The following is a 12596-nucleotide window of genomic DNA, read 5'->3' as shown; positions in this document are numbered from 1 at the left end:
TGCTTAAAAATGGATTCTACCATCGCTTTTTCAGAGTTACAGCACTTTTGCATCCAAAATAAGGCAAATCCGACCACTTTTTGATCAGCCAATCGATTTCCTCAACATGTAGTAGATCACAATCCCGGCTACCACAAGTCCGCCGCCAAAGCGCCGCAATAAATTATCCGGGAGCTGGCTCAGGCTGGCGACCATCTTGCGCCAGGCGCGCGGATAAAGTAGCGGGCCAAGCCCTTCGAGTACTAAAACCAGCGCCAGCGCCAGCCAAATGGTGGAGTTCATCGTCAACCCTAATTGAAAAGTATCATCGCCGCCTTCGCAGGCGTCATCGGCCAGCATAGTGAATGCATTCACTCAATTCACATTGTCCCGTATTTCCTCTTCATTATGAACCGGAAAGGTGAAACAAAATTCATAACCAGTTGTATTGCTGTCTATTTTTTAAATTGCAACTATGCCGTCGCGTACTACAACCCGGTACGTCTACATAATCAGGAAGATTATCATGAGAGAATTAACCGCATTTGAAATCGAAAATGTGAGCGGCGCAGGCTGGTTACAGGATGGCCTGGCCTCCTTAGGTAGTAAGGTCGGCGCCGCCGTATGGACGATGGGCACCGATGCCCTGAGCATCAACCTGCCGCTGCTTGGCACCATTAATCTGGCCGATCTGGCGCCGGACCTGGGCAAAACCCTGGGCGAAAGCGTTGGCTCATCTATCGGCGGCACCATCGAGAGTACGCTGGCGAGCCTGCCGGTGATCGGTGGCCTGCTAAACAAGCTGCTCGGCAACTAATTCACGCCGTCGTAGCATAAAAAAAGGCGCCTGTCTCAGGCGCCTTTTTGCATTAACCACTGTAGGTTACTGTCATCTTCGACTTATTTACGCACCGAATCCGGTGAACGCATATAGCGGAAGAAATCGCTATCCGGGCTCAGGACCATGACATCCTGATTGCTCTGGAAGCTCTTCTCATAGGCGCGCAGGCTACGAATAAAGGAATAGAAGCCAGGATCCTGACTGAACGCGTCGGCAAACAGTTTTGCCGATTCCGCATCGCCTTCACCACGCAGGATACGGCCCTGGCGCTCGGCTTCCGCCAGCGTCTTGGTGACTTCATAGTCCGCGGTCGCGCGCAGTTTTTCCGCCTCTTCCTGACCCTGTGAACGGTGGCGACGAGCAACCGCTTCACGCTCCGCGCGCATACGGTTGTAGATCGCTTCCGACACTTCCGCCGGCAGGTTGATCTGCTTGATACGCACGTCGACGACTTCAATACCCAGCGCCGCCATACTGTTCGGGTTGATCACCTGCACTTTGCCGTTGGTTTCCGCTTCCACGCGCTCTGCCGCTTTGGCAATCGCGTCGTCAGCTGCCGGCGTGCTAACCTCGTCTTCCGTACCGGCCGACCCTGAGTTCAGCGCATCACGCACTTCCAGCGTCAGGCGGCCACGGGAGTCGGTGACGATGTCTTTCACATCCAGACGGCCGATTTCAGAACGCAGACGGTCCGAGAATTTACGCTTCAGCAGCACCTCTGCCTGGGAGACGTCGCCGCCGCCGGTGGCCAGGTAGTAACGGCTGAAGTCGCTGATGCGCCATTTAATATAGGAGTCGACGATCAGGTCTTTCTTCTCTTTGGTGACAAAACGGTCAGCCTGGTTATCCATGGTCTGAATACGCGCATCCAGCATTTTCACCGATTCGATAAACGGGATCTTGAAGTGCAGGCCTGGCGCGTATACCAGCGGCTTGTTTTCGTCGTCGCGCAGAACTTTACCGAAACGCAGCGTGATACCGCGCTCGCCCTCCTTCACGACAAAGACTGACATGTAGAGCACTACCAGCACGATGACAATGATCGCGATAACAGATTTACGCATCGTTATTCCCCCTGACGCTGGTAGTCGTTACGCTGCGCGTTAGCGCGGCGTTGGTCCATAATGCTACCCCCGGTTGAGCTCGAGGTTGATGAGGTGCTGGCGCTGCCAGTGCTGGATGCAGGCGGCAGACGCAGCAGATCGCTGGCGTCACTGCTATCGCTCTTTGCTGCCGGCGCAGCGGCGCCTTTCAGCATCTGGTCCAGCGGCAGAACCATCAGATTGCCGTTTTTGCTGTCATTAACCAGCACTTTACGGGTGTGGCTCAGCACTTTTTCCATGGTTTCGATGTACAGACGCTCGCGGGTAATCTCCGGCGCGGCTTTGTATTCCGGCAGGATCTTAGCAAAGCGAGCCACTTCACCCTGGGCTTCCAGGACGGTCTGGGTCTTATAGGCGCGTGCCTCTTCGAGGATACGCTGCGCCTGACCATTCGCCCGCGGCTGGACTTCGTTGGTATACGCTTCCGCTTCACGAATGTACTGCTGCTCGTTCTCACGCGCGGCAATGGCATCGTCAAACGCGGCCTTCACCTCTTCCGGCGGACGCGCCGTCTGGAAGTTGACGTCCAGCAGAGTGATGCCCATGTTGTACGGGCGAATCGTCTCTTCCAGCTCACGCTGAGTATCGCTACGGATCACGGTACGACCTTCGGTCAGAATGCGATCCATAGTGTATTTACCGATCACCCCGCGCAGCGCGCTGTCGGTAGCCTGACGCAGGCTGTCATCCGCGCTGGTGACGCTAAACAGGTAGCGCTCCGGATCGGTGACGCGGTACTGCACGTTCATCTCAACGCGTACCACGTTTTCGTCAGAGGTCAGCATGACGCCGGACGCCGCCAGTTCGCGTACTGACTCCACGTTCACCGCCTGCACGTTATCGATAAAGGTCGGCTTCCAGTTCAGGCCCGGCTCAACCAGATGGCTGAACTTACCAAAGCGGGTGACCACGCCACGTTCAGCTTCTTTAATGGTATAGAAACCGCTGGCCGCCCAGATAATCACGGCTGCCGCGGCAACGATGCCGACAATACGCCCGCCCATCGGTCCGCGAGGTCCCTGCGCGCTATTGCCGCCGCCCAGTCCGCCCTTGCCGCCGCCGAGCCCGCCAAGTTTTTTACTTAACTTGCGGAAGATATCATCCAGATCCGGCGGCCCCTGCTCGCGACCGCCTTTATTGCCATTTCCCTCAGAGTTGCCGCCAGGTTTGCTGCTCCCCCACGGGTCGCGGTCCTGTCCGTTATTACCGGGCTGATTCCACGCCATGTATATGCTCCATATTTGTTTTTGATATCCCCACAGGGGTCAATATCTTCAGGCAAGCTGCAAGGTCAAACCACATAGTCAACAAGCGTTGGCTCTTGCTTACAGAGGCGCCGCCAGTCAACGATCGGCATGCGCACCTGCAGACTCACGCTGCCGTCATCCTCCATCCACTCTTTTTCTATCGCCTGAAGCTGATAGAAACGGCTTCTCAGTCGCCCTTCTTTCGGCGGTAAGCGCAGCGTATGCTGGGCCACTTCACCGGAAAGGCGCTCCGTTAACGCCTGGAAAAGCAGTGGTACGCCAACCCCGGTCTGAGCGGAAAGCCAGACCCGAATCGGTTTATTTTCATCGTCGCGATCGATGCGCGGTTCAAAATCGTCCAGCATGTCGATTTTGTTCATCACCAGCAGCGCCGGGATCTCATCGGCCTCAATTTCAGCGAGAACCGTATTTACCGCATCAATGTTTTCCTGCACGCGGACATCCGCTGCGTCAATCACATGCAGCAGCAGCGTCGCCTGACGCGTCTCCTGCAACGTCGCTTTAAACGCGGCCACCAGATCGTGCGGCAGGTGGCGAATAAAGCCCACGGTATCGGCCAGCACGGTTTCGCCGACGTCAGGGACGTCAATGCGGCGCAGCGTCGGGTCCAGAGTGGCGAACAGCTGGTTCGCGGCATAGACCTCGGCGGCGGTGATCTGGTTAAAGAGCGTTGATTTTCCGGCGTTGGTGTAGCCCACCAGCGACACGGTTGGAATATCGGCTTTCGCGCGCGACCGCCGCCCCTGCTCACGCTGTTTCTCGACTTTTTCCAGCCGCGACAGGATCTGCATGATGCGGTTACGCAATAAACGACGGTCAGTTTCGAGCTGGGTTTCACCCGGGCCACGCAAACCGATCCCGCCCTTTTGTCTTTCAAGGTGGGTCCAGCCGCGGACAAGGCGGGTCGCCATATGGCGCAGCTGCGCCAGCTCGACCTGCAGTTTCCCTTCATGGGTGCGCGCGCGCTGAGCGAAAATATCTAAAATAAGACCGGTACGATCGATAACCCGGCATTCGCACAGGCGTTCCAGGTTGCGTTCTTGCGCCGGACTCAGGGCATGATCGAAGAGCACGACCGAAGCGCCGGTCGCTTTAACGGCTTCCGCAATTTCGACTGCCTTACCTTCACCAACAAAATACTTCGGGTGCGGTGCTTTACGGCTACCGGTAATCACCTGCATTGCTTCGACACCGGCGGAAGAGGCCAGAGTTTCAAACTCCTGGAGATCTTCCATATCTTTGTCTTGCGAAAAATAGATGTGTACCAGTACCGCCTGCTCACCGGCGTCATAACGGTCAAACAAGCGTAAACCCCTTATAAAATACCAGCGGGGAACGCAGAAAACCTGGCTCCCCGGCGTGGAAAAACAGCACTAGCCTTATTCGGCGTCGTCGCTGTCTTGTTGCGGCGCAGAAGAGCTCTGCGCGCTACCACCGTGGTGATAGTTACTGGAACCGCCGCCAGCATTGTTGCTGTGGTGAGACACCGGGCGAGACGGGACAACAGTAGAAATTGCGTGCTTATAGACCATCTGGCTGACCGTGTTCTTCAACAGGATCACGAACTGATCGAAAGACTCAATTTGCCCTTGCAGCTTGATACCATTCACCAAATAAATAGAAACCGGAACGCGTTCCCGACGCAAAGCGTTCAGGAACGGATCTTGTAAAGATTGCCCCTTAGCCATTCTCTCTTTTCCTTATATGTATGCTTGTTTTGTACTCAGAACCTTACGATTCTCAAAAAAAATTACGCACGATACCGTTTAATTGTACACGTTCAGTTCTGGCTCGCACCAACAACCTGTAATACTTTGTTGAGCGCTTGTTCGGGTTGTTCACTGTCTAACCAGTGCACACCTTCCCAACCGCGCAGCCAGGTGACCTGACGTTTGGCTAACTGTCTCGTGGCGCAAACACCTCGATAAACCATCTCATCATACGGGATCTCGCCATTGAGATATGACCACATCTGGCGGTATCCGACACAACGGATGGAAGGCATATCCGTATGCAAATCTCCGCGGGCAAAAAGCGCCCGTACTTCTGCTTCAAAACCTGAAGCTAACATCTGATGAAAACGCTGTTCTATGCGTTGATGGAGCAGTTCACGGCTCGCCGGGGCGATGGCGAACTGATGCACCTGATATGGCAGAGCGTCTCCTGACGTTTGCGTCAGTTCCGTTAAAGTTTTACCCGAAATGAAAAAAACTTCCAGTGCCCGGGAAAGCCTTTGCGGATCATTTGGATGAATACGCGCAGCCGCTACGGGATCGATCTCCTGTAACTGCTGATGTAACGCGTTCCACCCCTGCTCTGCGGCCTGTTGCTCAATCCGCGCTCTGACCTCTGGGTCAGCGGACGGTAAGGGCGACAATCCTTCCAGCAACGCTTTGAAATACAACATCGTCCCGCCGACTAACAGCGGAATTCGCCCGGCGGCGACAATTTCCGCCATCGCCGCCAGCGCATCGCGGCGAAAATCCGCCGCGGAATAGGCCTCTGCCGGATCCAAAATATCCAGCAGCCGGTGCGGCGCGGCGCTCAGCTCTGCGGCATCCGGTTTGGCGGTGCCAATATCCATTCCCCGATAAATGAGGGCGGAATCAACACTAATCAACTCTACTGGCAAAACTTTACGTAAGGCTATCGCCAGCGCGGTTTTGCCGGAGGCCGTCGGGCCCATTAAAAAAATTGCCTTGGGCAGGCTCGCCTCGGTTACATCATTCATCTTTCAGGGCATTCATCGCCGAATGGAGATCTACAGGTTGTAACAGGCCACCCGGCGGCGTTCTCACCAGCTGCGGGCAAAGACGCTCAACGTCCGCCAGCAGCGCAATCGCCTGCGCCATATTCCATGACGTCTGTTCGCTCGTCAGATTACGCGCCATCCATTGGGCGATATTGCCGACGTCGAATGCGTTTTGCTGCGCCAGGTAGCCTATCAGTTCAGGAATCAAGATTTGTAAATTTTGTTGTCTTAAGGGTAAAGGGACCGCGCGCACCGTCACGTGCAGGGCATCGGTATGCATATCGATCCCCAACTGCGTCAGCGCCGACTGCGCGGCGACCAGCGCCTGCTTTTCCCCTTCCGTCACTTTTAACCGCAGGGGGATCAACAGCGGCTGGGCACAGACGGCCTCTGCTCCCGGGGTCAACTGCGCCTGGCGCAGCCAGCGCTCGGCAACGGTCAACGACAGCAGCGCCAGGCCGCCCTCGCGCTCCAGCAGCGCGCAGTCGCGGCTCACAATCGTCAGCACTCTGCCAAAGCTCTGACTGTGCCCGGCCAGTTCCGCCGCGCCCGGGGTCTGTAACGCGGGCTTTGGCGCCGTCGGCGTGTCGAGCAACTGACGATAAAGCGCCCCTTGCTGCTTCTGGTAACCCGGCTGCGCGTGCGGCCAGCTCGCGCCGCCCGGCCTGCCGCTGGAGGCCGCAGACTCACGCGATGGCGTGATGCTGAAACGGGTTGCCGGTTCACGCGCTTCCGACGGCCGCGCAAACTGGTTGCCGCCCGCCGCGATCCGGTTCTCCGGCATCGCACGGGGCGCCGGCGGGTCGTCTTTTTCCGCCAGCGGCGCGTCAAGTTGCTGCTGCAGCACGCTCAGTACGCCCTGGTAGATAAAGTCATGCACCAGGCGCGACTGATGGAAACGCACCTCATGCTTGGCCGGGTGGACGTTCACATCCACCTGATGGGGATCGATCTCCAGATACAGCACAAACGCCGGCTGCTGATCGGCCCCCAGTTTGTCTTCACAGGCCTGGCGGATAGCGTGGTTGATCAGCCGGTCCCGCATCATCCGCCCGTTAACGTAGCAATACTGAATTTCCGCCAGCGCAGGGGTGGTATGCAGCGGATCGGCGACCCAGCCGCGCAGGGTCAGATCGCCATGCTGCCACTCAATCGCCAGGGCATGTTCAAGAAAGGCGGCGCCACAGATGGTTCCCAGCCGCCGCTCCCGTTGGCCATCCTGAGCGACTGCCCGATACTGGCGCATCACCTTGCCGTTATGGCTGAGGTTGATGGTGACGTCGAAGCGCGCCAGCGCAATGCGGCGGACCACCTCGTCAATGTGGCCGAACTCAGTCTTTTCGGTACGCATAAATTTGCGCCGCGCCGGGGTATTGTAGAACAGATCGAGGACTTCCAGGGTGGTGCCGACCGGGTGCGCCGCCGGCTTCACCGTCACCGCCTGATCGCGGCCTTCGGCATACGCCTGCCAGGCTTCCTGCTGTTCCGCCGTGCGCGAGGTGAGCGTCAGACGCGCCACCGAGCTAATACTGGCCAGCGCTTCGCCGCGAAAGCCGAGGCTGATAATGGCTTCGAGATCGTCGAGCGAGGCGATTTTGCTGGTCGCGTGGCGAGCCAGGGCCAGCGCCAGCTCGTCTTTTTTGATGCCGCAGCCGTTATCGCGAATGCGAATGAGCTTCGCGCCGCCGCGTTCGATATCAATATCAATTCGCGTGGCGCCCGCATCAAGGCTGTTTTCAACCAGCTCTTTCACCACCGACGCGGGCCGTTCCACCACTTCGCCGGCGGCAATCTGGTTGGCGAGCTGCGGCGGCAGAACCTGAATCGGCATCCCCTGCTCCTTAGTTAATCAACATCCCGCCTGGCGCTGCGGCGCTGGCGGTCTGCGCCGCCTCGCCGCGAGGCGCAGACTGCAGCGGATGCTGCATAAAGTAGTTGCGCAGACCGTTGTAAATCGCCTCCGCAATCTGCTCCTGGTAATCATCGCTCCCCAGCAGCCGTTCTTCCCCGTTGTTACTGATAAAGCCTGTTTCCACGAGGATCGACGGAATGTCCGGCGAGCGCAGTACGCCGAGGCTGGCATGCTCCGGACGGCGTTTATGCAGATTGCCAATCCGCTGCAGCTGGCTGAGCACGTTGGTCGCGACATCGTAGCCGACGCGTTGGGAGTGACCGAACTGCAGATCCAACACCGCCTGGCTCAGGTAGGGATCGGCCTGGCTGTTCGCCAGCACATCGCCCGCGCCGCCGAGCAGTTCAGACTGTTTCTCATGCTGTTCCAGCCAGCCGGCCATTTCACTGTTGGCGCGACGGTTAGAGAGCACCCATACCGAGGCGCCGGTGGCGTCGCGGTTTGGCGCGGCGTCAGCATGGATTGAGACGAGGAAGTTGGCATTTTGCTTACGCGCCACATCCGAGCGTCCCATTACCGAAATAAAGTAATCCCCGTCACGGGTCAGCACCGGTTTAAACTGCGGATCGGCGTTCAGCAGCGCCCGCAGCTTGCGCGCGATGGCGATAGTCACGTTCTTCTCTTTGGTGCCATTCGGGCCAATCGCGCCAGGATCCTGGCCGCCGTGCCCGGCATCAATGGCGATAATGACTTTATCATCCGCCGACACCGTGCGGGCCGCCGGACGGGTCACGGTCTGATTGTTGGTCATCGCCGGCTGAGAGGAGGTCATCACCGTCTGCCGTTCATGACCCGACGAGCTGAACGGATTGCGTCCCGCCGTCACCGTCCGGGAAGGCATCACCGGCGACGGGTCGGCCCGTTTCACCACCACAGGAGGTGGCGGCGGCGGCGGCGGCGCGTCGGCGTTGATGGTAAAGACCACCGTGTAATTCGCCCCGTTCTGTTGCTTCACCGCCCGGGTTTTGCCATCTTCCGTCAGATCCACCAACAGACGCAGCGTCTGCGAATCCTGCGGCGTACCGGCACGAATGCTCTTCACCAGGTTGCTGCCGCTAAATTTCAGCGGCAGTCCCTGCAATACGCCGGTCTGTTTGATATCCAGCGCCACCAGTCGTTTGCCCTGGGGGGTAAAAGAGTACTCCGGTTCACCGACAAAGCTAAGAGTAATACGGGCCTGCTGGTCTCCGTTGGAGACCTGGATATCGGATAAACTCGCCGCAGTGGCGTGAAGACTCGACAGCATCAGCGCAGCGGCAAGCCAGGTGGTTATGCGATACTTCATCCCGTCATCCTTCAGGCTAAATGGCTAAACGTGCCAGTAAAGACTCACCCCGTGAGGAGATCGCGGTAATGCGCGCCTCACGCCCTTGTGCCTGGTAATCAAGGTGAATTTCAACGTCCGGGTCAGGCAGGACACCTGCGCCTTGCTGCGGCCATTCCACCAGGCAGATGGCATCGTCGGCAAAATAATCGCGGATCCCCATAAATTCCAGCTCCTCAGGATCCGCCAGGCGGTAGAGATCGAAGTGATACACCATCAGCTTGTCGAGGGTATACGGTTCCACCAGGGTATAAGTTGGGCTTTTGACATTGCCGCGGTGACCGAGCGCCTGTAAAAAGCCGCGGCTAAAGGTGGTTTTTCCCGCGCCTAAGTCACCATAAAGGTAAATCACGGTGGCGCCGGTACAGGCCTGCGCAATACGGTCGCCCAGGGCCAGCGTGGCCTGCTCATCGGGTAAAGGAATCACTCGGTTAATCATGGTCTACGTCAATCACATCCGGGTTAACAACACGCTTGAGCGTGGAAAAGAGATCGGTCGCCAGCATGCCGCGGGTGCCCTCGCGGGCGGCCAGTCGGTCGGCGGCATCGCCATGCGCGACGCACCCGGCACAGGCAGCATCATACGGCGTCAGGTGCTGTCCTAACAATGCGGCGATGATGCCAGTGAGCACATCGCCCATGCCGCCGCTGGCCATCCCGGCATTGCCGGCGTCGATAATGCCCATCGCCCCGCTTTCACTGGCCACCACCGTGCCCGCGCCTTTCAGCACGACCACGCCGCCATACCGTTTTACCAGACGCTGCGCAGAAAGTAAGCGATCGCTTTCAATTTCTGCCACGCTGATATTCAGCAGACGGGCCGCTTCGCCGGGGTGCGGCGTCAGCACGCGATTGTGACGTTTATCGGGATTGAATGCCAGCAGGTTCAGCGCATCGGCGTCCCAGACCATCGGTTTGTTAACCCTTTCCACCATGCGCAGGGCGCTGCGTCCCCACTCGTTCTGCCCCAGACCTGGGCCAATCGCCACCACCTCCGCCCACTCCAGCGCGGCTTTCAGGGTCTGCGGCGTCAGCTCATCCACCATTAATTCCGGCCGGGCGGTGATAATAGGCGCCACGTTCTCCGGGTGAGTAAGTACTCGCACCAGCCCTGCGCCGGCGCGTAAAGCCGCTTCACCGCACATGCGAATCGCGCCTGCCGTGCCGCGATCGCCGCCGACGATCGCCAGCTTGCCGTGATCGCCCTTATGGGAGGTGGCCCGGCGCGGCGGCAGCCAGTCGGCAAGGTGGGCGGCGCAAAACCGCGTCAGGGGGGTACTTTGCCCGGCGAGCCAGCGCTCAAGCCCCAGCGCATGATGGTGGAGCTGCCCGACGACATCCCGCGCCTTGCCGGTCAGCAGCCCCGGTTTGAGCGCGATAAACGTCAGCGTATGGTCGGCCTGAATGACCGCCCCCGGCGTCGCGCCGGTCTGCGCGTTCAGGCCGGAAGGGATATCCAGAGCCAGCACCGGCGCAGGATGGTGGTTCGCCTGGTGAATGAGCACCGCGACGGATTCACGCGGCGCACTGCGCAACCCGGTGCCGAGCAGGCCATCAATAATCAGTGAGATATCGTCTGGCCAGGGGACAGTGGCCGCATGGATCACGCCGCCGGCGTTAAGCCATGCCTCCCGCGCCGCCTGCGCCTCTTCCGGCAGCGGGCTGTCACTCTCTAGCGCCAGCAGCGTCACCCTCCGCCCGGCGGCCTGGGCCAGACGCGCGACGACATATCCGTCACCGCCGTTGTTGCCATGCCCGCAGAGGATCAGCCAGTGCGCGCTGTCAGGAAAAGCGCGGCTGGCCAGTTGGAACGCCGCCTCGCCCGCGCGCTGCATCAGTTCAAACAGCGTCAGTCCCAGGCTGTCCGCCGCCTCTCGTTCGGCCAGGCGCAGCGCCTCCGCAGGCCAAATGTTGTATGGTATACTGTCAGGGTTATTCGTCATTGTATGGTCCATCATGTCACAGCCCCTCGATCTCGTTCAGTTAGCGCAACAAATCAAACAATGGGGCACAGAGCTCGGGTTCCAGCAGGTCGGTATCGCCGATACCGACCTCAGCGCCAGTGAACCCAAACTGCAGGCATGGCTGGATAAACAATACCACGGCGAAATGGAGTGGATGGCCCGTCACGGTATGATGCGCGCCCGCCCCCACGAACTGCTGCCCGGTACGTTACGCGTCATCAGCGTGCGGATGAATTATCTGCCCGCCAACGCCGCCTTTGCCCGCACCCTGAAAGATCCCGCGCTGGGTTACGTCAGCCGTTATGCCCTCGGGCGTGATTATCATAAGCTGCTACGTAATCGCCTGAAAAAACTGGGTGAGAAGATTCAGGAACAGTGTGCTTCGCTCAATTTTAGACCTTTTGTCGATTCCGCGCCTATCCTGGAACGGCCCATTGCAGAAAAAGCGGGCCTTGGCTGGACAGGTAAGCACTCACTTATCTTAAGCCGCGACGCCGGATCATTCTTTTTTCTCGGCGAACTGCTGATTGACCTGCCCCTGCCGGTCGACAGCCCGGTCGCGGAGGAGTGTGGACGCTGTGTCGCCTGCATGACTATCTGCCCCACCGGGGCCATCGTTGAGCCCTATACCGTCGACGCCCGCCGCTGCATCTCCTATCTCACCATCGAACTGGAAGGCGCTATTCCGGAGGAGTTCCGTCCGCTCATCGGCAACCGGATCTATGGCTGCGACGACTGCCAGCTTATCTGCCCGTGGAACCGTTTCTCACAGCTCACCGATGAAGAGGATTTCAGCCCGCGCCAGGCGCTGCATGCCCCGCCGCTGGTGGAGCTGTTCGCCTGGAGCGAAGCGTGGTTTCTGAAGGTGACCGAAGGGTCGGCGATTCGTCGCATTGGTCATCTGCGCTGGCTGCGTAATATCGCCGTCGCGCTGGGCAATGCGCCCTGGGATGAAGCCCATCTTCGCGCACTGGAGAGTCGCCTGGGCGAGCACCCGCTTCTCGACGAGCACATTGATTGGGCGATTGCCCAGCAACTGAAAAAGCGCAGCGTCGACGCCGTCGAAGTACAGCTGCCGAAAAAATTACGTCTGGTCAGGGTGGTAGAGAAAGGCCTGCCGCGCGACGCCTGATTCATTCACAGGCTGTGAATAAAATCTAAAACACATTGAGTTTCAAGGCGCAGACCGAGGTCAAGTGATCGGATTAACATTTCGAAATGAAATTTAATTGTTAAATTTCAATTAGATATAAAGATATTATTTACAAAGCGAAGCATTTACGCCGTCAGAAGCGAAACGACAACCTGTGGATAACTCTGTTTACAGTATTTCTGCAGACCAAACGAAAATCATCCCCGGCGCTGGATTGCACTGTGGATAAATAAGAGATGGAAGAAAATTTGGAGCGGGAAACGAGACTCGAACTCGCGACCCCGACCTTGGCAAGGTCGT

At 58.4% G+C, this 12596-nt stretch carries 12 protein-coding genes; 2 read left to right on the top strand and 10 right to left on the bottom strand.

Features of this window, described 5'->3' with window-relative positions:
• Nucleotides 1-84: 84 nt before the first annotated feature.
• The gene (locus tag ABLV76_RS03430) at nucleotides 85-282 is read right to left on the bottom strand and encodes a DUF2065 domain-containing protein (protein ID WP_002885664.1); all 198 of its coding nucleotides are present in this window, start codon (nucleotides 280-282) and stop codon (nucleotides 85-87) included.
• A gap of 223 nt (nucleotides 283-505) precedes the next feature.
• On the opposite strand from ABLV76_RS03430, the gene ABLV76_RS03425 reads away from it, so the two are divergent.
• Entirely contained in the window at nucleotides 506-796 is a 291-nt protein-coding gene (locus ABLV76_RS03425) for a hypothetical protein (protein WP_023291715.1), read from the top strand.
• 83 nt (nucleotides 797-879) lie between these two features.
• On the opposite strand, the gene hflC is transcribed toward ABLV76_RS03425, so the two are convergent.
• The 9 genes from hflC to nnr all read right to left on the bottom strand — a co-directional run bounded on the left by hflC (nucleotide 880) and on the right by nnr (nucleotide 11122).
• Nucleotides 880-1884 (bottom strand): protease modulator HflC, encoded by a 1005-nt coding sequence (gene hflC, locus ABLV76_RS03420; protein WP_004192484.1) that lies wholly within the window; start codon nucleotides 1882-1884, stop codon nucleotides 880-882.
• 2 nt (nucleotides 1885-1886) lie between these two features.
• Nucleotides 1887-3149 carry an FtsH protease activity modulator HflK gene (gene hflK, locus ABLV76_RS03415; protein ID WP_004206443.1) on the bottom strand — a complete coding sequence of 421 codons (1263 nt, stop codon included), beginning with the start codon at nucleotides 3147-3149 and terminating at the stop codon, nucleotides 1887-1889.
• Between the two features lie 65 nt (nucleotides 3150-3214).
• Nucleotides 3215-4495: a ribosome rescue GTPase HflX gene (gene hflX / locus ABLV76_RS03410; protein WP_004146725.1), complete on the bottom strand. Its 1281-nt coding sequence runs from the start codon at nucleotides 4493-4495 to the stop codon at nucleotides 3215-3217.
• Nucleotides 4496-4570: 75 nt separating this feature from the next.
• The gene (gene hfq / locus ABLV76_RS03405) at nucleotides 4571-4879 is read right to left on the bottom strand and encodes an RNA chaperone Hfq (protein ID WP_043519288.1); all 309 of its coding nucleotides are present in this window, start codon (nucleotides 4877-4879) and stop codon (nucleotides 4571-4573) included.
• A 92-nt stretch (nucleotides 4880-4971) separates the two neighbouring features.
• A complete protein-coding gene (gene miaA / locus ABLV76_RS03400) occupies nucleotides 4972-5922 on the bottom strand; it encodes a tRNA (adenosine(37)-N6)-dimethylallyltransferase MiaA (RefSeq protein WP_004206442.1) in 951 nt (316 codons plus the stop codon).
• Complete coding sequence (gene mutL, locus ABLV76_RS03395) at nucleotides 5915-7774, bottom strand: DNA mismatch repair endonuclease MutL (protein ID WP_064189880.1); 1860 nt, start codon at nucleotides 7772-7774, stop codon at nucleotides 5915-5917. Before mutL ends, miaA begins: the two co-directional genes overlap by 8 nt.
• Nucleotides 7775-7784: 10 nt before the next feature.
• Nucleotides 7785-9140 (bottom strand): N-acetylmuramoyl-L-alanine amidase AmiB, encoded by a 1356-nt coding sequence (amiB, locus tag ABLV76_RS03390; protein WP_043519282.1) that lies wholly within the window; start codon nucleotides 9138-9140, stop codon nucleotides 7785-7787.
• Between the two features lie 16 nt (nucleotides 9141-9156).
• The gene (tsaE, locus tag ABLV76_RS03385) at nucleotides 9157-9618 is read right to left on the bottom strand and encodes a tRNA (adenosine(37)-N6)-threonylcarbamoyltransferase complex ATPase subunit type 1 TsaE (protein WP_004206439.1); all 462 of its coding nucleotides are present in this window, start codon (nucleotides 9616-9618) and stop codon (nucleotides 9157-9159) included.
• The gene (gene nnr / locus ABLV76_RS03380; RefSeq protein WP_348878185.1) at nucleotides 9611-11122 is read right to left on the bottom strand and encodes a bifunctional ADP-dependent NAD(P)H-hydrate dehydratase/NAD(P)H-hydrate epimerase; all 1512 of its coding nucleotides are present in this window, start codon (nucleotides 11120-11122) and stop codon (nucleotides 9611-9613) included. Before nnr ends, tsaE begins: the two co-directional genes overlap by 8 nt.
• Nucleotides 11123-11135: 13 nt before the next feature.
• Here nnr and queG point away from each other — a divergent pair, with 13 nt between their 5' ends.
• A complete protein-coding gene (gene queG, locus ABLV76_RS03375) occupies nucleotides 11136-12275 on the top strand; it encodes a tRNA epoxyqueuosine(34) reductase QueG (RefSeq protein ID WP_064151115.1) in 1140 nt (379 codons plus the stop codon).
• Nucleotides 12276-12596: the final 321 nt, after the last annotated feature.

The organism is Klebsiella sp. GB_Kp047 (assembly GCF_040065235.1).
GTDB classification, from domain to species: Bacteria; Pseudomonadota; Gammaproteobacteria; order Enterobacterales; family Enterobacteriaceae; genus Klebsiella; species Klebsiella quasipneumoniae.
Note: the sequence above shows the minus strand (reverse complement) of the source record. Positions and strands in the feature narration are given on the sequence as shown.

Excerpts from the sequence above, each read along its gene's own strand:
- amiB (WP_043519282.1), bottom strand. The coding sequence starts at position 9,140 with ATGAAGTATCGCATAACCACCTGGCTTGCCGCTGCGCTGATGCTGTCG.
- miaA (WP_004206442.1), bottom strand. The coding sequence starts at position 5,922 with ATGAATGATGTAACCGAGGCGAGCCTGCCCAAGGCAATTTTTTTAATG.
- ABLV76_RS03430 (WP_002885664.1), bottom strand. The coding sequence starts at position 282 with ATGAACTCCACCATTTGGCTGGCGCTGGCGCTGGTTTTAGTACTCGAA.
- ABLV76_RS03425 (WP_023291715.1), top strand. The coding sequence starts at position 506 with ATGAGAGAATTAACCGCATTTGAAATCGAAAATGTGAGCGGCGCAGGC.
- mutL (WP_064189880.1), bottom strand. The coding sequence starts at position 7,774 with ATGCCGATTCAGGTTCTGCCGCCGCAGCTCGCCAACCAGATTGCCGCC.
- queG (WP_064151115.1), top strand. The coding sequence starts at position 11,136 with ATGTCACAGCCCCTCGATCTCGTTCAGTTAGCGCAACAAATCAAACAA.
- hflK (WP_004206443.1), bottom strand. The coding sequence starts at position 3,149 with ATGGCGTGGAATCAGCCCGGTAATAACGGACAGGACCGCGACCCGTGG.
- hfq (WP_043519288.1), bottom strand. The coding sequence starts at position 4,879 with ATGGCTAAGGGGCAATCTTTACAAGATCCGTTCCTGAACGCTTTGCGT.
- tsaE (WP_004206439.1), bottom strand. The coding sequence starts at position 9,618 with ATGATTAACCGAGTGATTCCTTTACCCGATGAGCAGGCCACGCTGGCC.
- nnr (WP_348878185.1), bottom strand. The coding sequence starts at position 11,122 with ATGACGAATAACCCTGACAGTATACCATACAACATTTGGCCTGCGGAG.
- hflC (WP_004192484.1), bottom strand. The coding sequence starts at position 1,884 with ATGCGTAAATCTGTTATCGCGATCATTGTCATCGTGCTGGTAGTGCTC.